The organism is Comamonas testosteroni, from assembly GCF_030505195.1.
Taxonomy (GTDB): domain Bacteria; phylum Pseudomonadota; class Gammaproteobacteria; order Burkholderiales; family Burkholderiaceae_C; genus Comamonas; species Comamonas testosteroni_G.
The window spans coordinates 3581632-3605106 of the sequence record NZ_CP129672.1 but is presented as its reverse complement, the minus strand read 5'-3'; the positions used below and the strand labels follow the sequence as shown (position 1 = coordinate 3605106).

At 64.4% G+C, this 23475-nt stretch carries 18 protein-coding genes; 3 read left to right on the top strand and 15 right to left on the bottom strand.

Annotation, left to right across the window (positions count from 1 at the left end; translation table 11 throughout):
- Positions 1–34: 34 nt before the first annotated feature.
- From QYQ99_RS16545 to QYQ99_RS16510, 8 genes are all read right to left on the bottom strand, one after another.
- Entirely contained in the window at positions 35–1420 is a 1386-nt protein-coding gene (locus QYQ99_RS16545; protein ID WP_302089169.1) for an 8-oxoguanine deaminase, read from the bottom strand.
- Between the two features lie 101 nt (positions 1421–1521).
- Positions 1522–2430 carry a LysR family transcriptional regulator gene (locus QYQ99_RS16540; RefSeq protein WP_302089168.1) on the bottom strand — a complete coding sequence of 303 codons (909 nt, stop codon included), beginning with the start codon at positions 2428–2430 and terminating at the stop codon, positions 1522–1524.
- 50 nt (positions 2431–2480) lie between these two features.
- A complete protein-coding gene (locus QYQ99_RS16535; protein ID WP_302089167.1) occupies positions 2481–3242 on the bottom strand; it encodes a lysophospholipid acyltransferase family protein in 762 nt (253 codons plus the stop codon).
- A 187-nt stretch (positions 3243–3429) separates the two neighbouring features.
- Positions 3430–4722, bottom strand: a complete 1293-nt coding sequence (locus QYQ99_RS16530; RefSeq protein ID WP_302089166.1) for a dihydroorotase — start codon at positions 4720–4722, stop codon at positions 3430–3432.
- Positions 4723–4908: 186 nt separating this feature from the next.
- Complete coding sequence (locus tag QYQ99_RS16525) at positions 4909–5871, bottom strand: aspartate carbamoyltransferase catalytic subunit (RefSeq protein ID WP_003051536.1); 963 nt, start codon at positions 5869–5871, stop codon at positions 4909–4911.
- A gap of 2 nt (positions 5872–5873) precedes the next feature.
- Positions 5874–6392: a bifunctional pyr operon transcriptional regulator/uracil phosphoribosyltransferase PyrR gene (gene pyrR / locus QYQ99_RS16520; protein ID WP_003075383.1), complete on the bottom strand. Its 519-nt coding sequence runs from the start codon at positions 6390–6392 to the stop codon at positions 5874–5876.
- A complete protein-coding gene (gene ruvX / locus QYQ99_RS16515; protein ID WP_302089165.1) occupies positions 6389–6901 on the bottom strand; it encodes a Holliday junction resolvase RuvX in 513 nt (170 codons plus the stop codon). The genes pyrR and ruvX overlap by 4 nt, the downstream gene beginning before the upstream one ends.
- Complete coding sequence (locus tag QYQ99_RS16510; RefSeq protein ID WP_302089164.1) at positions 6898–7497, bottom strand: YqgE/AlgH family protein; 600 nt, start codon at positions 7495–7497, stop codon at positions 6898–6900. Before QYQ99_RS16510 ends, ruvX begins: the two co-directional genes overlap by 4 nt.
- A gap of 22 nt (positions 7498–7519) precedes the next feature.
- Here QYQ99_RS16510 and QYQ99_RS16505 point away from each other — a divergent pair, with 22 nt between their 5' ends.
- Entirely contained in the window at positions 7520–9010 is a 1491-nt protein-coding gene (locus QYQ99_RS16505; protein ID WP_302089163.1) for a cryptochrome/photolyase family protein, read from the top strand.
- 706 nt (positions 9011–9716) lie between these two features.
- Here QYQ99_RS16505 and QYQ99_RS16500 read toward each other — a convergent pair.
- Genes QYQ99_RS16500 through QYQ99_RS16475 form a run of 6 tightly spaced genes read right to left on the bottom strand, consistent with a single transcriptional unit; the run spans position 9717 to position 20361 of the window.
- Positions 9717–16526 carry a hybrid sensor histidine kinase/response regulator gene (locus QYQ99_RS16500; RefSeq protein WP_302089162.1) on the bottom strand — a complete coding sequence of 2270 codons (6810 nt, stop codon included), beginning with the start codon at positions 16524–16526 and terminating at the stop codon, positions 9717–9719.
- A gap of 59 nt (positions 16527–16585) precedes the next feature.
- Entirely contained in the window at positions 16586–18829 is a 2244-nt protein-coding gene (locus QYQ99_RS16495; RefSeq protein ID WP_302089161.1) for a methyl-accepting chemotaxis protein, read from the bottom strand.
- A 19-nt stretch (positions 18830–18848) separates the two neighbouring features.
- The gene (locus QYQ99_RS16490; RefSeq protein WP_302089160.1) at positions 18849–19376 is read right to left on the bottom strand and encodes a chemotaxis protein CheW; all 528 of its coding nucleotides are present in this window, start codon (positions 19374–19376) and stop codon (positions 18849–18851) included.
- Positions 19377–19391: 15 nt separating this feature from the next.
- The gene (locus tag QYQ99_RS16485) at positions 19392–19754 is read right to left on the bottom strand and encodes a response regulator (protein ID WP_302089159.1); all 363 of its coding nucleotides are present in this window, start codon (positions 19752–19754) and stop codon (positions 19392–19394) included.
- On the bottom strand, positions 19751–20158 hold the full coding sequence (locus QYQ99_RS16480; RefSeq protein WP_302089158.1) for a response regulator: 408 nt from the start codon (positions 20156–20158) through the stop codon (positions 19751–19753). The genes QYQ99_RS16485 and QYQ99_RS16480 overlap by 4 nt, the downstream gene beginning before the upstream one ends.
- Before the next feature lie 50 nt (positions 20159–20208).
- Positions 20209–20361 carry a rubredoxin gene (locus tag QYQ99_RS16475; RefSeq protein ID WP_034399566.1) on the bottom strand — a complete coding sequence of 51 codons (153 nt, stop codon included), beginning with the start codon at positions 20359–20361 and terminating at the stop codon, positions 20209–20211.
- A gap of 115 nt (positions 20362–20476) precedes the next feature.
- Between QYQ99_RS16475 and thiD the strand changes: the two genes are divergently transcribed.
- Entirely contained in the window at positions 20477–21445 is a 969-nt protein-coding gene (gene thiD / locus QYQ99_RS16470; RefSeq protein ID WP_302089157.1) for a bifunctional hydroxymethylpyrimidine kinase/phosphomethylpyrimidine kinase, read from the top strand.
- Complete coding sequence (hemL, locus tag QYQ99_RS16465; protein WP_302089156.1) at positions 21429–22733, top strand: glutamate-1-semialdehyde 2,1-aminomutase; 1305 nt, start codon at positions 21429–21431, stop codon at positions 22731–22733. The genes thiD and hemL overlap by 17 nt, the downstream gene beginning before the upstream one ends.
- A 98-nt stretch (positions 22734–22831) precedes the next feature.
- Here hemL and QYQ99_RS16460 read toward each other — a convergent pair whose 3' ends face one another.
- Positions 22832–23467 (bottom strand): DNA-3-methyladenine glycosylase I, encoded by a 636-nt coding sequence (locus QYQ99_RS16460; protein ID WP_302089155.1) that lies wholly within the window; start codon positions 23465–23467, stop codon positions 22832–22834.
- Between the last annotated feature and the right edge of the window lie 8 nt (positions 23468–23475).

Here is a 23475-nt window from a genome sequence, read left to right as displayed (position 1 = left end):
GGGGCCGCCTAGGCAAAGCCGCTCAGGGGCTGCATTACTGTCCCGCGGCTCGCTCGAACAAGCTGCGCGCAAGACGGCGGTGCTGGCCCAGCACCACAGGCAGGTCGGCCGTGAGCAGGCGGCCGTCCTCGACCACCACGCGCCCGTTGATGACGCTGCTGGAGACATTGGCCGGCGTGCAGAACACCAGCGCCGCCACGGGGTCGTGGCCGGCTCCCGCGTAGCCGACGTCCTCCATGTCGAAGGCCACAAAGTCGGCCGACATGCCGGGAGCCAGCGCACCGATGTCGTCACGGTTGAGTACGCGCGCACCGCCCAGCGTGGCGATCTCCAGCGCCTCTCGGGCACTCATGGCCGCCGGGCCGTAGCCCACGCGCTGCAGCAGCATGGCCTGGCGCACCTCGCCCAGCATGTGGGCTCCGTCGTTCGATGCGCTGCCGTCCACACCCAGGGCCACGGGCACGCCGGCATCGCGCATGCTGCGGATGGGCGCGATGCCCGAGGCCAGGCGCATGTTGGAGCATGGGCAGTGCGCCACACCGGTGCCGGTGCGCGCAAACAGCGCAATGCCTTCGGGGTCGAGCTTGACGCAGTGCGCATGCCAGACGTCGCGGCCCACCCAGCCCAGGTCCTCGGCGTATTGCGCCGGGGTCAGGCCGAACTTCTCACGCGAGAAGGCCACGTCGTTGTCGTTCTCCGCCAGATGGGTGTGCAGCGAGACGCCATGCGCGCGCGCCAGCACCGCCGATTCGCGCATCAGGTCGCGGGTCACCGAGAACGGCGAACATGGGGCCAGCACCACGCGCAGCATGGAGTGGCGCGAGCCGTCGTGGTATTGCTGGATCAGGCGCAGGCTGTCGCGCAAGATGGCCTCTTCCTCTTCGACCACCACATCGGGCGGCAGACCGCCCTTGCTGCGGCCCAGGCTCATGGAGCCGCGCGCCGCATGAAAGCGCATGCCCATCTGCTGCGCGGCCGCGATGGAATCATCAAGGCGCGAGCCATTGGGGAACAGGTACAGATGGTCGCTGGTGGTGGTGCAACCCGACAGCATGAGCTCGGCCATGGCGGTCTGGGTCGAGACATGGATCATCTCGGGCGTCAGGTGCGACCACAGCATGTAGAGGTTCTGCAGCCACGAGAACAGCTCGGCGTCCTGGGCGGCCGGCACGGCACGCGTCAGGCTCTGGTACATGTGGTGGTGGGTGTTGACCAGGCCCGGCGTCACGACCTTGCCGCGCATGTCCAGCACGCGCGCCTGGCCCTCGTCGGCCATGCGGCGGTATTGCGCCGGCAGGTCGGCCGTGGCTCCCACCCACAGCAGGGCCGGGCCGTCGGCCACCAGAGCGCCACCTTTGATCTCGCGGCGCTGCGCATCCATGGTGACCAGTACGTCGGCATTCAGGGCTATCAGGGTCATGGGTTTCTCTCTCTAAACAAGAAGTGCAAGTCTAGAGAGGCACCCAAGCGCGCGATAGCGCCAAATTCCGCCAAGCATGTCCACAAAATGTGGACAGAAAATCAGTGCTTTCTGGCGTAGAGCCGCGCCAGCGCCGATTCGATGCTTGCGGCCATGAGCTCGGCAGCCGCACTCAGCTCCGCGCCCTTGCGCACGAACAGCATCAGGGTCTGGCGCTGCAGATGCGCATCGCGCAGGGGCACAAAACTGAGCGAGCCGCGATCGAGCTCCTCCAGCACATCCAGCGCGTTGAGCAGGGCAATCCCCTCGCCCAGCATGACCAGGCGCTGTATCAAGGCCATGGAGGTGGACTCGGCCACCGGCGTCACCTCGATGGCACTGCGCGCGAAGGCTTCGTCGAGCAGACTGCGTATGGTCAGAGCCGGTGCCGGCAAAATCAGCGGATGGCCCACGCATTCGCTGAGCAGCAGCGACGAATGATGGGCCAGCGGGTGCTTGATCGGCAGGATGGCTCCGATCTGCCATTCGCTGGCCGCCAGCATGCGCAGACCGGGCCTGGGGGTCAGATCGTAGGCAAGACCCAGATCCACCTCCCCGGCTTCCACGGCAGACACAATGGCCTGCGTCGGCAAGTCGATGACACGCACGACCATGCCCGGATGGCTGCCGCGAAAGTCATGTACCAGCGATGGCAGCAAGGAGCCTGCCAGGCCCGATGTGGCCGCCACCGTGATCTCGCCGCGTCTCATGCCCTTGAAGTCGGCAATGCGCTCGCGCAGCGCTGCATGTTCGCGCAAGGTGCTGCGCACATGGGTCAGCACCATCTCGCCCAGAGGCGTCAGGCGCAGGCGGTTGTGGATGCGGTCGAACAGCGGCGCCCCAAGCTCGGCCTCCAGATCGAGAATCTGCCGGTTCACGGCCGTGGGAGCCACATGCAGGTGCTCGGCCGCCTTGCGGATGGAGCCGCGGCGAACCACTTCATCGAGATAACGCAAAACTCTGGCGTGCATGCGCGCAGCCTACAGGGTTTGAATGGGTGCGCAAAGCGCCGGCAGAGCACCTAGTTCTGGCGCAGCCTGTCCACTTCGGTGTGCAAGTCCTTGGCCCAGGCGCGGCGGTCGCGCCCTTGTGCGCTCTGCGCATCGCCATAGTGCACCACGGCTATCAGCTGCTCCGAGCAAAGCACGCGCCAAATGGAGCCCAGCAGGGTCTCGTCGCCCACATAGGTTGCGGCATAGCTGGTGCTGCCGGTCTTGCCATCGACAAAGCGCAGCCCCACGGGCTGTACCGGCGCATCGCATTGCACGGCGGCTTCGAGCAGATTGGAGTGAAACGGGAGCAGGCTGCGTCCATCACCCGTCGTCCCTTCGGGAAAAACGGCGAGGATTTCGCCGCGCTTGAAGGCCTCTTCCATGGCTGCCACCATGCGCACGGCATCGCGGCGCGAGCTGCGCTGGATGTAGAGCGTGCCTGCAGCCGTCGCCAGCGTGCCGATGATGGGCCAGCCCTTGACGTCGGATTTGGAGATGAAACGGCAATGGCGCGCCGCATGCAGCAGCGGAATATCGAGCCAGGAGATATGGTTGCTGACCATGAGCACCGGCCCTTTGGCCGGTGGCTGCCCCTTGACCTGCAGTTGCACCCCGGCCCGCAGCAGCAGCGTTGCGGCCCAGGCCTGCACATGCTCGTGCTGCTGCAGGTAGTGCAGCTGTGGAAAGCGAAACGCCACGATCCAGGCGCCCTTGGCCACATGGGCCAGCAGACGCAGTCCGCGCCATACCGCACGCGAGCCGGTTCTGATTTTTTGCAAGCCGTTTGCCATGATTTCCGATGAGTGTAGCGACTCGCCTCGCACAAGTTGCACCAACTTGAAACCGGCAAGCGCCTAAGACTGGCGCAATGCAAAGTCAGAGGCACCGAGGAAGCGCCGCCGCGCACCGAGGGTGTCGTCCCCCTCCCGATGCAACGCATCGAGAGAGGGGGAAGCGGCAAAGCCGCTCAGGGGGAGCTTATCGTTGATAAGCGACAGCGCCGTCAACGATAGTCGTTACCACGCGCGCAGGCAGTTCGTAACCGTTGAATGGCGTGCTCTTGCCCTGGCTTTGCAGCGCCTTGGGATCGACCGTCCACTCAGCATCGGGGTCGACGATGCACAGATCTGCCACGCCGCCCACGTTAAGCTGCCCCAGCACAGACTGCTGCTCGCCCAGGGCGCTGCCCAGCACGGCCACGGGCGCCGAAGTCACGACAGCCAGTGCGCGGTTCAGCGGCACCTTGTAGTCGCGGCTCCACTTCACGGCAATCGACAGCAGCAGCTCCACGCCGGTCCCACCGGGTTCGGCTTCGGCAAAAGGCAGCACCTTGGCGTCTTCGTCCACCGGGCAGTGATCGGAGACCAGCGCATCGATGGTGCCGTCAGCCAGCGCGGCAGACAGCGCATCGCGGTCGCGCTGCTGACGCAGCACGGGCACCACACGGGCGCTGCTTTCGAAGTAGCCGATGTCGTTCTCGGTCAACAGCAGCGAGTTGATGGACACGTCGGCGGTCACGTTCAGACCTTCGGCCTTGGCTCGGCGCACCAGCTCCACGCCGGCGGCGCTGGAGATGCGGCACAGGTGAACCCGGGTCTGCGAGCCACGGATCAGCTCGAAGATGGTGTGCAGCGCAATCGTCTCTGCCGCCACGGACACCCCGGCCAGACCCATGCGGGTGGCCAGCGCACCACTGGCGGCCACGCCTCTGCCCAGATCCTTGTCCTGCGGGCGCAGCCACACGGCATAGCCAAAGGTGTTGGCGTAGCTCAGCGCACGGCTCAGTGTGGTGATGCTGGACAGCGGCACATCTGCCTGACCGAAGGCCACGCAGCCGGACTCGGTCAGCTCGGCCATCTCGGTCAGCGTTTCGCCCTTGAGACCGATGGTCAGCGCCCCCATGGGGAACAGACGCGACTTGTGCTGCTTCTCGGCACGGAACTTGAGCATTTCCACCAGGCCCTGCTCATCAAGCACGGGCTCGGTATCGGGCAGGCAGACCAGGCTGGTCACGCCGCCGGCCACGGCAGCAGCCATCTCGGACTGCAGCATGCCCTCATGCTCGTGACCGGGCTCGCGCAGGCGCACGGCCAGGTCCACCAGACCGGGCAGCACCCACTGGCCCGAGGCGTCGATTTCACGCTCGGCCACAAAACCATCGGGCACCGTGCCGATGGCGACGATCACGCTGCCATCGATGGCGATATCGGCCTGCTGGTCGAAACCTCGTGCCGGGTCCATCACCCGGCCATTGCGAATCAGAATCTTCATGGTTTGGCACCAAATTGGCTTCTAGCCCTTGCCACACAAGCGCTAGCAGCTACAAAAATATTACTTATCTGAAAACCGGCGCGCTCCAAGCCAGGGACGCCGAGCAAGAGCCGCCTCGCAGCGAAGGCGTCGTCCCCCTCCCGCGTAGCGAGAGAGGGGGAAGCCGCGCAGCGGCTCAGGGGGTGTTCAAGCCTCATTCCCCGCAACGATCGACATGACAGCCATGCGCACGGCAATACCGAAGGTCACCTGCGACAGGATCACGGCCTGCGGGCCGTCCACCACGGCGGAGTCGATCTCCACGCCGCGGTTGATGGGGCCGGGGTGCATGACGATGGCATCGGGCTTGGCCAGCTCCAGGCGCTTTTCGGTCAGGCCGAAGCTCTTGAAGTATTCCTGGCTCGAAGGCAGCAGCGCGCCGCTCATGCGCTCGTTCTGCAGGCGCAGCATGATGATGACGTCGCAGTCCTTGATGCCCTCCTCCAGATTGTGGAAGACGCGCACGCCCATGCTGGCCATGTCCGAGGGCACCAGGGTGCGCGGTCCGACCACGCGCACCTCGGCAGCGCCGAGCGTGGTCAGGGCGTGGATGTCCGAGCGCGCCACGCGCGAGTGCAGCACGTCGCCCACGATGGCCACGCGCAGATTGGAGAAGTCCTGCTTGTAGTGGCGGATGGTGTACATGTCCAGCAGGCCCTGGGTGGGGTGGGCATGGCGGCCGTCGCCGGCATTGACCACATGCACATGGGGCGCCACATGCTTGGCGATCAGATAGGGGGCGCCCGACTCGCTGTGACGCACGACAAAGATGTCGGCCGCCATGGCCGAGAGGTTGTCGATGGTGTCCAGCAGGGTTTCGCCCTTGCTGGCAGAGCTGCGCGCGATGTCCAGGTTGAACACGTCGGCCGACAGGCGCTTGGCCGCAATTTCGAAGGTGGTGCGGGTACGCGTGCTGTTCTCGAAGAACAGATTGAACACGCTCTTGCCACGCAGCAGCGGCACCTTCTTGACTTCACGGTCGTTGACGCTGACGAAGTTGCTGGCCGTGTCGAGAATCTGGGTCAGGATGTCCTTGGACAGGCCTTCGGTGGAGAGCAGGTGGATCAGCTCGCCGTTCTTGTTGAGTTGGGGGTTGCGCTTGTACAGCACGATCAGGCCTCTTGAATGCGGAAGTGGAAAACACCGCCCTCGTCGCGCGCCAGCGCCAGGGAACGGTCGGCCGGCAGCGCCACGCGCGCTGCGGCAAAGTCGGCCTGGATGGGCAGCTCGCGCCCTCCCCGGTCCACCAGGACGGCCAGTCGCACGCTGGCGGGACGGCCGTAGTCATAGAGTTCGTTGAGCACGGCACGCACGGTGCGGCCGGTGTAGAGCACATCGTCGAGCACCAGCACATCGGCGCCGTTCACATCGAAGGCGATCTGGGTCTGGGCGCTGGAGGCCATGCCGCGCTGGGCAAAATCATCGCGGTGCAGCGAGGAAGACAGCACGCTGGGCTTGCCCTTGAGGTTCAGATCCTTGTGCAGGCGCTCGACCAGCCAGGCACCGCCCGAGGTGATGCCCGCCAGCCGGGTGTTCGGCCCCATGATGCGCTGCACGCCGCGCAGCAGCTCGCTATACAGGGCTTCGGCGTCCAGGATCAGGCTGCCCTGACCCGCAATGGTTTCACTCATGGGAGACTCCTCAAAAACTGTTCAAGAATGATGCAGGCCGAAGCCGCGTCGGCGTCGCGTGCGCCACCCGCCAGGGCTTCAGTCGTGCTGTAGCGTTCGTCCACCTCGTACACCGGCAGCTTGAAGCGGCTTCTGAGCTGGCGGCCGAATTTCAGGGCCCGGGCCGTGTTCTCGTGGGCCGCGCCATCGGGGTGGTAGGGCACGCCTATCACCAGGGCATTGGGCTGCCACTCGCGGATCAGCTTTTCCACTGCGGTCAGGCGTGCATCCGCCCCTTCGGCCTTGATGGTGGGCAGCGGGTTGGCGCCGCCCAGCACGCGGTTGCCCGAGGCGCAGCCCGTGCGCTTGATGCCGAAGTCAAAGCCCAGGAACTGCTGGAAATGGGCAGGCACCTCGGGCTTTTGCGGCGCGGGCGCTGATGCTGGCCTGGCAGCCGCATTTTCGGCCGAGGAAAAAGTCGAGGAAAAGGCCGCATCGGCGGCCTTGTTGGAAGAGGAAATATCGTTCATGCGCGACCCGACTCTGGGGACAACATCCAGCGCTGCAGTCCCAGCAGGCCCAGAGCGCGGTCATAGCGCTCCTCCACCGGGGTGCTGAAGATCACATCGGGGTCGGCTTCCACGGTCAGCCAGGCGTTTTCACCGATTTCGGATTCGAGCTGCCCCTCATCCCAGGAGGAGTAACCCAGCGTGACCAGCACGCGCTTGGGGCCGGCTCCGTCCGACAGGGCTTCGAGCACGTCCTTGGAGGTGGTCATCTCCAGGCCGCCTGGAATGGTCATGGTCGAGGCATAGGCCGATTCGTTCTCGGGTGCGCCTTCGATGACCATGGGCTCATGCAGCACAAAGCCGCGATCGGTCTGCACCGGGCCACCGGTAAAAACCTGCTGGTCGCGCAAGTCATCGCGCTTGAGACCCAAATCCACTTTTTGCAGCAGGCCTTGCAGGCTGAGCTTGGAGGGCTTGTTGATAATCAGACCGAGCGCGCCACGCTCGCTATGCTCGCACAGGTAGACAACGCTGCGCGAAAACGACTCATCTTCCAGGCCGGGCATGGCAATCAGGAAGTGGTGCGTCAAGTTGATAGGCGCAGATTCTGCAGACATACAGCGATTTTACTGGCGATCCATGACTCCTTCTTACCCTGTGGGCTTGATCTGGCTGCGGCGCGACCTGCGCCTGGCCGATAACGCTGCCCTTTACCATGCATTGCAGCAATGCGAAAAGCTGTATTGCGTCTTTGTCTTCGACGACGGCATTCTTGCCGCCCTGCCCCACGCCGACCGCCGTGTGGAGTTCATCTGCCAGAGTCTGGCCGAGCTGGATGCAGCCCTGCGCGAGACCTCGGGACGCCCGCAGACAGGGCTGATCACCCGGCGCGGCCTGCCCCAGGACATCATCCCGGCCCTGGCCCGGCAACTGGGCGCAGGTGCCGTCTTCTGCAACGACGACGACGAACCGTCGGCATTGGCCCGCGACGCCCTGGTGGCGCGCAGCCTCAAGAGCCAGGGGCAGTTGCTGCTGCGCTTCAAGGACCACCGCATCTTTGCGCGCGACGAGGTGCTGACCCAGAGCCTGACGCCGTTTTCGGTCTTCACGCCCTACAAGAACGCCTGGCTCAGGAAGGTCACGCCCTTTTACCTCTCGGCCTACCCCAGCGAGCGCGATCTCGCGGCCAGGCTGGCCGATCTGCCGGACACCGAGCGCCGCCCGACGCCCTCGGCTGCGGATCTGGGCTTTGCCCCGGACGCGCTGGCCGGCCTGCGCCTGCCCACCGGCGTCAGCGGCGCCCGCCAGTTGCTGGCCGACTTTCTTCCGCGCCTGCCGCAGTACAAGACGGCGCGCGACTTTCCGGCCCTCAAGGGGCCCAGCTACCTCAGCGTGCATCTGCGCTTTGGCACCGTCTCGATACGCGAGCTGGCCCGCCTCGCCCACGAGGCGGCTCACAACGAGGACTGGTCTGCCGCGGCGCGCGAAGGCGCGGCTACCTGGCTCAGCGAGCTGATCTGGCGCGACTTCTACTTCCAGATCCTGGCCCACCAGCCCTATGTCGTGGAGCGCAGCTTCAAGCCTGCGTATGACGCTATCGAGTGGGAGACGGGAGCCGAGGCCGACGCCCTCTTCGCCGCCTGGTGCGAGGGCCGCACCGGCTACCCGCTGGTCGATGCCGCCATGCGCCAGCTCAATACCAGCGGCTATATGCACAACCGGCTGCGCATGGTCACGGCCAGCTTTCTGGTCAAGGACCTGGGCCTGGACTGGCGCCGGGGCGAGGCCTATTTCGCCGAAAAGCTCAATGATTTCGACCTGGCGGCCAATAACGGCGGCTGGCAATGGGCGGCCTCCACGGGCTGCGATGCCCAGCCCTGGTTCCGCATCTTCAACCCGGTGACCCAGAGCGAGAAGTTCGATCCGGACGGCAAGTTCATCGCGCGTTATGTGCCTGAAGTGGCTCCGCTGCCGAGCAAACTGCGGCATGCCCCCTGGCTGGCCAAGCCGCTGGAGCTGGCGGCCGCTGGTGTCGTGCTTGGAAGCAGCTACCCGTTGCCTGTGGTGGATCATGCTGTCGCCAGAGAGAGGACGCTGGCGCGGTATGGGGTTTTGAAGAAGGAGTCTTGAGGTTTTTTTCTGCTTGGCTGGCGACAGAGGCCGGAAATTCGCTGCGGCGGGCGACCTACCATCTTCAGCAAGAAAGCAGGCAAAGAGCCAGCCCCTGCTGCCCAAGTGATAACGATGCAGTTTCACTCTGCGGTGCAACTGCACGCCGCAAGAGGCCGCCGTCGCAAGCGTGGGCACAAAGGGGCAATACCGTAAACGGAATAGCTCAGAAATAGATTTGATAGCTGCCACCGCAATTCAGGCAAGCGCTTGAGCCCGATTTCGCCACAAGTCTTGCAGGCTCTCCGCTCCCACCCGTCTGGCTGCGCCTGCGGCACGCGGTTCAGGCGGCAGGCAACGCTGCCGAAGGACAGCGTTGCTTTGCGATCTGGCTTGCGGCAACGTGTTTGAACGCAGCGCCAAGGGCGCGCAGCGAGTTTTGCCGCACCTCAGCCTGAATTGCGTGACGCAGGTTTGCCCGGAGCGAAGCGCAGGGACGCAGGCAATCGGGGCGTGTTCTTTTGCCTTCTTTGCTTGCACGAGCAAGAAAAGAAGGTCGCCTGGGGGGTGAGTCCCGGCCTCTGCATCAAAAACAAACCACGACACCCAAAGAAGCACACACCAAAAACAGAAGCGGCTTGCGCAAGTCCCTCATGCATTTCAGATTGATATCAATCTGAAATTCAATAATGACCAGCGCAAGCCGCTCCCTTATCAGTAGCAAACCTTATTCGACTACAGCTCCCACCCCATCCACCACGGGCCCGCCAAGCGGGCTGCGCTCGGGTGCAGGGCCGCTGCGCTGCAAGGCGTAGTGCTGGATCAGACCCAGCAGCTCCTCATCGGAGTAAGGCTTGCCCAGGTAGTGATTGGCGCCCAGGTCACGGGCCATTTCACGGTGCTTTTGGGCAATGCGTGAAGTGATCATGACCACCGGCAGGCCTTCGAGCTTCTGATCGGCGCGAATATTGCGCAACAGATCGAAGCCGTCCATGCGTGGCATTTCGATGTCGGACAGCACCAGGGTCGGGCGCTCGTCCTGCAGACGCTCCATGGCTTGCAGGCCGTCGGCAGCCAGCGTGACACGGTAGCCTTCACGCTGCAGCAGACGCTGGGTGACGCGGCGCACGGTGATGGAGTCATCCACCACCAGCACCAGTGGCACCGTGGTCTGCGCAGCTTCGGCACCCAACAGATCGGCACCGCCTGAACGCGCCTGCAGTTCGCCATCGGCCGCGGCCTGCTCGGCCTTGGCCAGCATGGCACGCACATGCTCGCCGTGGACGTTGGCCAGCGCCACCGGGTTGTAGATCTGCACCACGGCCCCCGAAGGCAGCACGGACATGCCGGTCAGGCCCGGCAGGCGCGACAACTGCGGGCCCAGGTTCTTGATCACCACTTCCTGGTTGCCCAGCACTTCGTCCACATGCAGCGCCACGCGCTGCGAGGCACTGCGCACGATCACCACGGGGCGCGTGCGGCCAAGGTTCTCCTCGCTGCGCAGCGAGGTCTGCCACAGCGCGCCGGCCCAGTAAAAAGGCATGACTTCGCTGCCGTCCTGGAACTCCTGCTTGCGGTAGCTTTCCTCCAGCACATCGACGGGCACGCGGCGCACGATTTCCACCAGGTTGGCGGGAACGCCCATGGATACGGCACCCATGCGCAGCATCACCACCTGGGTCACGGCCGTGGTCAGCGGCAGCACCAGACGGAAGGCGCTGCCCCTGCCGGGTTCGGTATGGGTCTCGATACGACCGCCCAGCGCGTTGACTTCGGAGCGCACCACATCCATGCCGATGCCGCGACCGGCAACGCCCGTCACCTCGGCGGCGGTGGTAAAGCCCGGCTCGAAGATCAGACGCGCCGCCTCTTCCAGCGTCATGGGACGCTCGTCGGTCCACAGCTTGAGGCTGATGGCCTTGCTGCGAATCCGCTCCAGATCCAGACCGGCGCCGTCGTCTTCCACGGACAGCGCCACGTCGTTGCGCTCCTGACCCAGCACGATCTCGATGGTGCCGACAGCCGGCTTGCCCAGCTCCTGGCGCCGCTCGGGCGATTCGATGCCGTGAGCCACGCAGTTGCGAAGCAGATGCTCGAAGGCCGGCATCATGCGCTCCAGCATGCCGCGGTCCATTTCGATGGTGCCGCCCAGGATGTTCAGGCGCACCTGCTTGCCCATTTCCTTGGACGTCTGGCGCACCACGGCGTACAGACGCTCGGCAAAGGAGTCGAACTCCACCATGCGCGTGCGCAGCAGATCGCGCTGCAGATCACGCGCCTGCCGGCCCTGGGCCACCAGATCGTCTTCGGCAGCGGCCAGGTCGCGCTGCAGATTGCGCTGCACGGTGGCCACGTCGTTGACCGACTCGGCCATCATGCGCGTGAGCTCCTGCACGCGGGTGAAGCGGTCGAACTCCAGCGGATCGAAACCGGCTGCCGTGTCCTTGGACAGGGCCAGACGCGACTGCATCTGACTTTCGGCCTGCACCTCGATGTCGCGCAGCTGCGTGCGCAGGCGCTCCAGGTTGCCCGTCAAGTCATTGAGCGCCGAACGCGCCTGCGACAGCCGCGCATCGACACGCGAGCGGGCAATCAGCACTTCACCGGTCTGGGAAATCAGGCGGTCCAGCAGCTGCGCACGCACACGCACAGTCTGCTGCGATGCGGCGCGTGGCACCACCGGCGCAGGCAGCTGAATCGCCTGCGCGGTCTCTGTGGTGCTCTTCTCACCGGCTTCAGCAGCCGTCGCGGTCGGCGTCGCCTCGGGCTCTGCCGTACCCAGATGCAGTGCAGGCTGTGCCAGGTGGTCGTCCAGTTGCGCCAGCGGCTGCTCGGGCTCCTGCTCACCCGCCATGCGCAGCACATCGAAGCTGGCTTGCAAAGCGTCAAAGCTGCTCAGCAGCGGCTCTATCGCGTCGGCTGCGGGACGCTCCTGGTCGATACGCTCCACCGCCGATTCCAGGCGGTGGGCCATCTCACCCATGCGCATGGCACCCGCCAGGCGGGCACTGCCCTTGATGGTGTGCAGCGCGCGCAGGGCTTCGTTGCGAGCCTCATCCAGTTTCGGGCGCCCATGCCAGCGGCGCAGTGCAGCACCGAGCTTGGGCAGCAGGTCGATGGCCTCTTCCTCGAAAATGGGAAACAGGTCGGCATCGACCTGGTCGAGCACATCGATATCGTCTTCGTCATCTCCGGCATGCACCGCCAGAGCAATGGCTTCATCGATGCGGCGCTGCAGCTCAGCCTCATGCGCCATGCTGCCTGCGGCAGGCACCATGGAATACGGTGCCTGATCTGCGGCTGGCACCACGGCACCGAGCAACGGGTCGGCTGCCGATGCTCCCGCATCTTCCTCGGCCACCGCCTCGAGCCCATCACCCGCACGCTCGGGCAAGCTCGGCTCCTGCGACAGCTCGGCAGCAAAGTCCAGTGGCAAGTCCTTGGGATCTGCAGGCGGCTGCAGCACCTGCACCTCGGGCCACTGTGCCTCATCCAGCTCGGCCAGATCGGTCAGAGCGGACAGCTCAAGATCGGCAGTGTCAGCTGCTGCACCGGCATCGATCGGAGTATTCAGGATGTCACGCAGCGCGTCTTCGACAGCGGGCAAGGCGTCCTTGAGGAAGCCTGCCGCAAACTGATGCAGCAAACGGCGCACTTCATCGGATGCGGTCACGCATTGCTGAATCTGCAGCGCACTGGCATAGCCCTGAGGCTGCAGATGCAGCAGTGCATGCTCGAGCAAACGCGCCAGCTCCGACAAGGCCTTGAAGCCCACGGTGCCGGAGCTGCCTGCCAGCGAATGCGCCAGCGCGATCGCATCGTCGGGAATGGCTTCGGCCGGCTCTTGCAGCCACTGCTGCAACGCCTCGCCCAGTCGCTCGGACCAGTCATCCGCTTCGTTGAGATAGACGTTGTACAGCGCTGCGCTGATGCGCAGGCCATCAATATTGCGATAGCCGTCGTCCGGCTCCTCGGCTGTCTGCCCGGACACCGGCTCCATCGCCGGGACTTCGGGCTCGGCCTGAACGGGCTCTGCGGCCTGAACGGGTTCTGCTGCCTGAACGGGTTCTTCGGCCATGACCGGCTCGGGCACGCCATCCAGCAAGGCTTCAATGGCCTCCAGCTCGCGCACAGCCTCTGCGGATGGCAACTCGGCCACCGTTTCAACAGAGGCCGTCTCTGCGGAGGCCGCCTCTGCGGAGGCCGCCTCTGCGGAGGCCGTCTCCTCGGGGCCAGTCTCCATGCCGGTCTGCACGGCGATGGCAGCCTCTTCGCTTTCGCGCATGGCCGCTTCGAAGGCGGCGAAGTCCAGCTCCTGCACCTCGTCCGCACCGCTGCCTTGCTCTGGCGAGGGCTGAGCCTCGACCACCGCATCGGCAGCAGCGTATTCGGTCTGCTCCGGCTCGCGCTCTCCGTCCAACTCCAGCGTGGGCAGCGCGGATGCTTCGAGCAGCTCCGGTGCTGCCAGCTGCTGCAGCAGATCGTCGGGAATATCCAGCTGCGGCAAGGCAAAGTCGGCCGTTGCCGATTCCGGCTCAGGCACAAGCTCAGGCTCAGGCTCCTGCACAGGCACGGAGGGCAGCTCCTCCAGGGAGAAGTCCAGTTCCGGCATGGCAAATGCGGGCTCGCTCTGGGCTGGCTGGGCATCGGCGCCGAGCTCTGCCGCCACGGCCCCGGACTGCGGCGGCCACTCCAGCTCCTCGGCCAGTGCGGGCGGCAGCTCCTGCACTGGTTCCTGCACTGGTTCCTGCACTGGCTCGTGCACTGGTTCCTGCGCTGCGGAGGCTGACGCCTCGGCCATGTCCCACAGCGGCTGCGCGCGCTGCACGCGCTCGGAGCGACGCGGAACCAGGGCCACATCGGCACGCTCGCCCTGCAGGCGCATGGCGTCGGCGGCAGCGCGGAAGGCCGTGGCCGACCAGTTCTGCGCCTGCTGGTTCTCGATATCCTGTGCCCAGACCGCAAAGGCTTTCAGGGCGTCCTGAGCCAGTTGCTGCATGGCCTGCGGCATGGGCCGCTGCTCTGCCAGCCAGGCATTGAGCATCTGCTCCATGGCCCAGCCAGCTTCGCCAAATTCATCCAGCCCCACCATGCGCGAGCTGCCCTTGAGCGTGTGAAACGCCCGACGCAGCGTGGTCTGCTCGCTCAGGTTGCCGGGCTCATCGGCCAGCGCCTGCAAGGCTTGCAGGCCGTTATCCACGACTTCACGGGCTTCCTCCAGGAAGATGGACAGCAGCTCGTCGTCGCCATCGAGCTCTTCGGCACTCAGCTCGGCGGACGCAGACGGGGGCTCTGTCGCAGCCGCTGCTGCGCTGCTCGGGCCGGCCAGATCCTGGCCTGAATGGGAGGCGGCGGCGGCGTCATCTGCTGCCGCTCTGCCCGATTGCATGTCCGCAAACACCTGGGCCATGGCATCGGCCAGAGCATCGGAGCCTGCCACTGCCGGCTCGGCCACAACGGGTGCGGCCATGGCCTCGAAATCGGGCAAGGCACCGGGCTCGGTCGCGGCCCAGGGCGGGCTGTCCTCGTCGTCAGTGAGTCGGGCGTGCAAGGGCTGTGGCTGAGCCACCGGCCGCACTTGGGTGGGCGGCGGCGGTGCAGCGACCGAAGGCTCGACGGCCGCTGCAGCTGTTGGGGCGGCAGCTGTTGGGGCGGCAGCTGCTGGGGTGGCCGCTGTGACGGATGCAGAGACCGCAGGCTGCGCAGACGGCACGCCGTCCATGGGAATATCCACGGTCGGACGGAAGGCTTCGGGGCCGCGACTGCGGCTGTGACCCATGACGATGCGCAGCTCGTCCTTTTCCTCGTCATAGACGAACAGCTTGCGCGCCATATTGCGCTGGTAGCTGAGCATGTCGATGAGAAAACCCATGGCGCCCAGACTGCTGCCCAGCTTCTCGAAGATACGCGGCTGATTCTCGACCGTCACCTCGCCGAGCATCAGATGCTCGACGGTGTCACGCATGCGCTGCATGGCGGTCGCGGCCTGCTCGAAGCCCAGCACCGACAGCACGCCACGCATTTGCCCCATCTGGCCCGGCACCGAGGCCAGCACCGAGGTGTCAAAGGGGTTGCGAAAGAACAGATCCAGATGCTTCTCTGCCTCGCCCAAGGTGATGCGCAGCTCGCCCACCACCGATCCCATGGTCTGCTGGTCGCTGGCCTGGCGGTAGAGCTCCTCCATCCAGATTTCCAGCGGCTCGGACTGAGCACCATGCAGCGCCGCATCCAGACGCTGAACCAGCACCCTGGACTGGGCGGCCTGTATTTCGTCGTCATGCCCGGCCGTCATGAAGCTGGCCTGCAGATACAGCACTGCGGTCGCCACCTCCATGGCCAGCTCGGCCGGAGGTGGCTCGCCGATGCGCTCCACCGTCTCGGCGACACGAATCAGCGCGCGCGCCAGACCGTGGCTGACAGGCTGCAACTTGACCAGCGACTCGGACACCAGCCCGAACTGCTCGGCCATGGATCTGATCTTGCTGCGATCGCCACCAGCGACCGCTGACCAGGTTTCGGCGGCGGCCGCAATGCGCTTGCGCGCCTGCACCAGCACCGAGGGATCGAAACGGCCATAGCGCGCCACGTGGTAGTCCACCACCGGCATGTGCTCCATGGCATAGGCCTCGTGCACGGCCTTCAGGCTGTCGCCGGCCTGCTCGCGGGGCCTGGCCTGCGCGCAGAAGAACATCAGGTCCTGCAGCAAACGGGCGGGCGGCAGGCTGTCGCCCTTGGCCATGCTGGCGTACTGCATGAGCACGCGCGAAGCCATGCGCTTGACGTAGATGTCGGCGGTGATGAGCCCGCGAGCCTGAGCATCAAAGAAGGCCGCGGCAATCTTCCAGAAGCTGCGCGCCGCCACATCTTCGGGCTGAGCGGCTGCAAAGCGCCGGCAAAGCTCGCACATCTGCGCTGCCGCCTCCCGGTCGTCGCTCTTGACCATGCGCAGCACCACGCCGTCCAGCATGGCACGTGCATGCGGGCCATAGGCCAGAGGCTCGGGCATCGCTCCGGTCCAGCGGGGCTCGCGCGCACGGCGCTCCGCCGGCCACAGGTCTGCCGGGTGTGCCTTGTCGTTGCCGGCCAGCATCTGGGTCTCACGATATTGGGGGAACAAGGCTACGGCGGAGACCTGCTGGCCGGCCAGCACGGCCTCCAGGAATTCCATCAGCGCAAAGTGCGTGCGCTCCAGCGTGGTCGCCGCTTCCTGCGTGCAGTATTCGGGACGCTGTACAAAGCGGTTGACCGCAGCTTCCATGCTGCGCATCACCTGCGCCGGAGCGTTGACGCCCACCATCTCCAGCGCGCCACAGGCCTGGTGCAGCTGCTGGCGAGCAATGCGCAGTGCCGATGTATCCAACTCCTCAAGATCAGACAAACGGGCTGCATCCGCATCGCGCATGAAACGGTTCACCGCCTTGGACGCGGCCTCCAGCGACTTGCGCACTTCATCGAGCACCCAGGCCAGCGGCCCCAGATCCTGCTCTGCAGTTGCAGACATGGCTGCACGTATTGGCGAGTCGTCAACCACTGACATGCTCTAGTTCCTTAACCCTCAAGGGTCGTGCATTTTTATGAGAGAAAGAGCCAGTCAAATCAGGCAATCTTGAATCGGGAAACGGACTGACGCAGCTCTTCAGCCATATGGGAGAGCTCGCGCACCTGCTGTGCCGTGGTGCGGGTGCCCTCGCCGGTTTGTTCGGTCACGGCAAAAATGTGCTGAATGTTTTCCGCCACGCCGTTGGCCATATTGGCTTCACGCGAAGTGGAGCTGGAGATCTGCTCGATCAGCTCGGCCAGTCGGCGCGACACGCTGTCGATTTCAGACAGTGCGGTACCCGCAGAGTCGGACAGACGAGCCCCTTCGACCACACCCTGGGTAGAACGCTCCATGGCGGCCACGGCATCCTGGGTATCGGTCTGAATCGCCTTCACCAGCGCGGCAATCTGTCGCGTGGCGTCTGCCGAGCGTTCCGCCAGACGCTGCACTTCTTCGGCCACCACCGAGAAGCCGCGACCGGCTTCACCGGCAGATGCGGCCTGAATGGCGGCGTTCAGCGCCAGCACGTTGGTCTGCTCGGTAATGTCCGAAATCAGTTCGGTAATTTCACCGATCTCCTGGGACGATTCGCCAAGGCGCTTGATTCGCTTGGAAGTGTCCTGGATCTGATCGCGGATGGAGTTCATACCGCCGATGGCGTTCTGCACGGCCTTGAGACCCGAGTCCGCAGCCTGCAGCGACTGGCGGGCCACCTGGGCCGACTCCTGCGCCTGGGCCGAGACGTTGTTGATACGGCCGGCCATGTCCAGAATCGACTTGCCGGTTTCGCGAATTTCATGCAGCTGCTCGTTCGATGCAGCCAGCAGCTCGGTCGATGTGACGTCCACCTGCTCGGTGGTCTGGGCCACGCGGGTCACGGTGTTCTGCACCGAGCCCACCAGCGCGCGCAACTCTTCCACCGTGTAGTTCACCGAGTCGGCAATCGCGCCGGTGATGTCCTCGGTCACGGTGGCTTCCTGCGTCAGATCGCCTTCGGCCACCGATTGCAGCTCGTTCATCAAACGCAAAATGGCGGCCTGGTTGGCATCGTTGATGCGCTTGGCTTCCTGTTCCTGCAAACGGGCATCGACCTGGTGGCGCTCGGCTTCCTGCTGGCGCGCCCGGCTGTCCAGCAGTTGCACGCGCGAGATGCCGACACCGCTCAGAACCACGGTCAAGATGGCGATGGTCAGCAGAGCCAGCTGCAGCACGCTGACCCCACCCTGTCCCTGCAGAGCCGTCTGCAGCTGCTCCAGCTGCTGGCGCAGCAGTTCGCTGTCGTTGTTGATGCTGGCCTGCGCTTCACGGGCCGACACCAGACCTTGCAGATTGCCCAGAATGGCGCTGGCCTGCGTGCGCGTATCGTCGTACTGCTTGATCAGCGTCTCGAGCTGTTCACGCACCTGGGGGTCGCGTGCCGCCGACAGCCGCATCTCGGCGTTGCCGTTGAGCAGACCTTCGGAGATTTCCTTGAAGGAGTTCAAGTCCTTGCCCAGCAGGAAAACGGCCTCGGGGCTCACACCCTCCAGGGTCTGGAATTCGTTGGCCGACTTGGCAATCCGCTGGGTCAGCATCACGAGCTGGCCGGCTGCAGAGATCTCGGCCGCGCCGGCGCCTTGCTGCAGCTTCAGCGATGAAATGGTTTCTGCGGTTTCCAGCAGATCGGAGGACTGACGGTTGATGGTGCGCAGCGCGTCGCCCACCTGGGTCAGCGTCTTTTGCTGCCCGAGGATCAGCCCCGCACTCTTTTCAGCGCGCTCCATCAGGGTGCTGATGGAGCTGAGCTCGTCCTGCAAACCACCGTCCAGTGCATGCACGCCCAGATCGGAATCGCCGGCAGCCAGCGCTCGCACGTTGCGCGCCAGAACACCGGCGCTGTCCTTGACGTCGGCAAACGCGGGAGCGGCCCCTGTCATGGCGATGGAGACCGACTTGGCCAGACGCTGAGACTGCATGAGCGCCTGACCGGTTGCCGCCAGCTGCTGGTTGGAGTTGCCGGCTTCGCGCAGCATCCAGGCCGACAGCACCACCAGCACCAGCACCGAGCCACCGAGCAGGGTGAACAGGGTGCGCTGGTGCTTGGCCGTCGTGGCTGTGCCGAGAATGGGCAGGCTCACCAGCTCATCCGCACGGGCCGCTTCCTCGACGCCGAAGACGGAAGGTGCTCCCTGCACGCTGTTGAGCGAGCCGTCATACAGATCCTGTACGACCGTGTCTCCCATCATGCTGCTATCACCACTGGCGGCTGCCGCATTGGGCTTGCGTCGGAACAACTTATTTATTTTCTGTGCAAAGGACATAGCGCTGTATCCAGGAACCTCAAGCACGAATGCTCAAAAATTTGGCGGTTTGAGACAGGGGCTGCAATTTCAGCTCCTGCCAGCGGCGGCCGCTCGCATCGATATGGACGGCTCCGAAGAAACTCGGGGAGTGCTCAGGCGGGGGCTCGGACCTGGAAAACGCGTCGGCGCCACGCAGGCCAAGCAGACGATCGGCCAGCAGGGCCGCGTTGACCTCCAAGGCAGGGTTGAAGGCCAGCAGGCTGCAGTCCATCAGTTCCTGCTCATTGCGGACATTTCCATGGCCCAGCAATTGAGCCAGGTCCACAACCCCCATCAAAGCACCGCGCAGATTGGCGATACCCAGAAACCAGGCCTGTGTGTATGGGACGGGCTGAACGCCAGTCCAGGGAAAGATTTCTCCCGCCTGATTCAGCGGCAGCAAATAATCCCGTCCGCCAGCCTGCACTGCCAGCCAGGCAGCCACGCTGACGCCTTCGCTGCGTGCTGCCTGCAGACGCCCGGCCAGACGGGATTGAAGATCTCGGAGGGCTTCACGGTTCGCCATAAGCAGCGCAGCTCGTTACAGAGCGGCGATCTTGGCTTGCAGCTCGGCTGCATCCACGGGCTTGGTGATATAGCCACGTGCGCCCTGACGCATGCCCCAGACCCGGTCGGTTTCCTGATTCTTGCTGGTGCACATGATGATGGGCACATCGGCATACAGAGGATCGCGCGAGATGGCGCGCGTCAGCTGAAAGCCGTTCTGTCCGGGCATGACCACGTCCATCAGGATCAGGTCGGGCTTGTCTTCGGCCAGGCGCTTCATCGCTTCATCGCCATTTTCCGCAGTACGCACCTGCATGCCCTGCTTTTGCAAAATATCGCTCAGAGCCATCAGCTCCGTCTTGGAATCGTCAACGACCAGAACTTTTTGAATTGTCATGATGCAGCTCCCACATCTGCAGCTTGCAGCGCGAATTGTTGTACGGCTTGCAGCAATTGATCTTTGGTAAATGGTTTGGTCAGATAGTCTTGACAGCCCACCATGCGACCGCGAGCCTTGTCGAATACACCGTCCTTGGATGACAGCATCACGACGGGCGTACTGGCAAAGCGAGCATTGCGCTTGATGATGGCGCAGGTCTGATAGCCATCGAGCTTGGGCATCAGAATGTCGCAGAAGATGAGCTGGGGCTGGTAGTCGTTGACCTTGGACAATGCATCGAAGCCATCATCGGCAAGAAGAACTTCGTGACCACCTTGCTTGAGGAAAATTTCAGCGCTGCGGCGGATGGTGTTGCTGTCATCCACAACCAGAACGCGCAAAGGCGCAGCAGATGCTGTCACGGTGAATCCCTCCCAATTCGGTCATCCATGGAATCGAGTGTCTGTGGCACTCAGATTTCCACCATTTCAAAGTCTTCTTTGCGTGCACCGCATTCCGGGCATGTCCAGTTCATGGGCACATCTTCCCAGCGGGTGTTCGGAGCAATTCCATGTTCGGGGCAGCCTTGGGCTTCGTCATAAAGCCAGCCACAGGTCAAACACATCCAGGTTTTAGGGTCAGTCACAGCTTAAAGGGGCTTCACATAGAATGCAACGATTGTATCTAGTCACAACCCCGGCTCCCACCCTTGCATTCCCGGGTGCAAACTGGGGTGCGCCATGGCATTGAATCCCATCTCCTCCTCCCCCCCTCGCCGCACCCGCCAGGAAGAAGCGACAGAGTCCGCTCCCGTCTGCGTGCTGTCCTTCAACAGCAGTGACCCCTGCGGAGCCAGCGGACTCTCGGCCGACATCGCCACCATCTCCTCCATCGGCGGTCATGCGCTGCCGGTGGCCTGCGGTGCCTATGCCAGAGACACGGCCCGCATCTACGAGCACTTTGCACTCGACGACGAGGCGGTGACCGAGCAGGCGCGCATGGTGCTGGAGGACATTGCCGTCACCGCCATCAAGGTCGGCTTCGTGGGCAGTCCCGCCAATCTGGCCGCCATTGCCACGATCTCCTCGGACTACCCGGACATTCCCATCATCAGCTACATGCCGGACCTGTCCTGGTGGGAGGACGACAAGCAGGATCAGTACCTGGATGCGTTCAAGGAGCTTGTCCTGCCTCAAACCTCGGTGTTGGTTGGAAACCACAACACGCTGTGGCGCTGGCTGCTGCCGGACTGGGAAAACAGCCGCGCGCCCACGGCGCGCGATATCGCCATGGCCGCCGAGGCGCTGGAAGTGCCTTATGTGCTGGTGACCGGCATCCCCCTGCCCGACCAGTTCGTGGACAACGTGCTGACCACGGCCCAGTCCGTATTGGGCAACAGCAAGTACGAGCTGTTTGACGCCACGTTCACAGGTGCCGGTGATACGCTGTCCGCAGCGATCACGGCCCTGCTGGCCACCGGCAACGATCTGGGCGCCGCAACCCTGGAGGCGCTGGAATACCTGGACCACAGCCTGGATGCAGGCTTTCGCCCCGGCATGGGCCACTATCTGCCGGATCGTCTTTTCTGGGCCCAGCCCACCGAGGACGAGGAGTCCGAAGACGAGCAGGCCGAAGACGCCACTGATGACGAACCCGACTCCAAGCCGATTGAAGGCTTTGTGATCCCCTCTCATGACACAAAACACTGATCTGAATATCGCTTTGTTCGAACGCGCCAAGGGCGTGATCCCCGGAGGCGTGAACTCGCCCGTGCGCGCTTTTGCCGCCGTGGGTGGTACCCCCCGCTTTGTGAAGCGCGCGCATGGCGCCTATTTCTGGGACCAGAACGATCAGCAGTTCACCGACTACATCGGCAGCTGGGGTCCCATGATCCTGGGCCACGGCCACCCCGAAGTGATCGAGGCCGTGCAGGCCGCAGTGCTCGAAGGCTTCAGCTTCGGCGCCCCCACCGAGCGCGAAGTCGTGCTGGCCGAGAAGATTCGCGCCCTCATGCCCAGCATGGACATGGTGCGCCTGGTCAGCTCCGGCACTGAAGCCGGCATGAGCGCGCTGCGCCTGGCGCGCGGCTACACCGGCCGCAACAAGATCATCAAGTTCAACGGCTGCTACCACGGCCATGCGGATGCGCTGCTGGTCAAGGCCGGCTCGGGCCTGGCCACCTTTGGTGCCTCTTCCTCTGCGGGTGTGCCTGCCGATGTGGCCAAGGACACCATCGTGCTGGAGTACAACGACGTGGCTCAGCTCGAAGAGGCCTTTGCCAAGATGGGCAGTGACATTGCCTGCGTCATCATGGAGCCGATTGCCGGCAATATGAACTTTGTGCGCGCCTCGGTGGACTTCACCCGTCGCATCAGCGAGCTGACCCGCGAGCATGGCGCGCTGCTGGTCTATGACGAAGTCATGACGGGCTTTCGCGTTGCCCTGGGCAGCGCCCAGAGCCTGTACGCCAAGGAAATCGAAGGCTTTGCGCCCGACATCACCGTGATGGGCAAGGTCATCGGCGGCGGCATGCCCATGGCGGCGTTCGGTGCCCGCCGCGAGATCATGGAAAAGCTCTCGCCGCTGGGCCCCGTCTACCAGGCCGGCACGCTGTCGGGCAACCCCATTGCCACAGCCTGCGGCCTGAAGACGCTGGAGCTGATCAGCCGTCCCGGCTTCCACGCCGAGCTGCACCTCAAGACCGGCCACCTGATGCAGGGCCTGAAGGCCGAAGCCAATGCCGCCGGCATTCCCTTCAGCGTGGACTGGCAAGGCGGGCTGTTCGGCTTCTATTTCCTGCCCGAGCTGCCCACGCACTACGCCCAGGTCATGAAGACCGACGGCAAGGTCTTCAACAAGTTCTACCACGGCATGCTGGAGCGCGGCCACTACTTTGCTCCGGCGCTGTACGAGGCAGGCTTTGTCAGCGCGGCGCACAGCGACGAAGATATCGACCGCACCATCGAAGCGGCACGCGAAGTGTTCAAGACGCTGTAAATCCCCGCCCGCCCACCAGGCCCTGCAGCCTATGCCTGCAGGGCTTTTTGTTGTTGCGGCCGACAGTGAGCGCAGCTGGGCAGCTCGCCGAGCTTTTCTCAGGGTCGCTGAAAGGCGGCTCTGGCGCGCTCCACTTCAGCTCTGGTGATGCAGCCCGGCGCATGGTCGTTGACCATGCCCATGGCTTGCATCAGCGCATACATGGTGGTCGGCCCGACAAACTTCCAGCCGCGCTTCTTGAGCTCCTTGGACAGGGCTTGCGACTCCGGCGTCTGGGCCTGAATGGTCCCTCCCGTCGAGGGCACAGCCGGCTGATGGCGCCAGAAGAACGCGGCCAGCGAGCCTTCGGCCTGGACCATTTCGATGGCCCGCTGGGCGTTGTTGATCACGGCCTCGATCTTGCCGCGATGGCGCACGATGCCGGCGTCCTGCAGCAGGCGCTGCACATCGGCCTCGCCGAACTGCGCCACGCGATGGAAATCGAAACCCGCAAAGGCGGCACGGAAGTTCTCGCGCTTGTTGAGAATGGTCAGCCAGCTCAGGCCGGACTGAAAGCCTTCCAGACAGAGTTTCTCGAACAGGCGCTGATCGCTGTCCACCGGGAACCCCCATTCGCGGTCGTGATAGTGCACATAGCCCGGCGTGGCCAGACACCAGCGGCAGCGCTGCTGGCCGTCTTCGGCGGACTGGGTGGGGGAGCGGGTCGGCGTGGTCTCGGTGGGTTCGGTACTCATGACCAGCA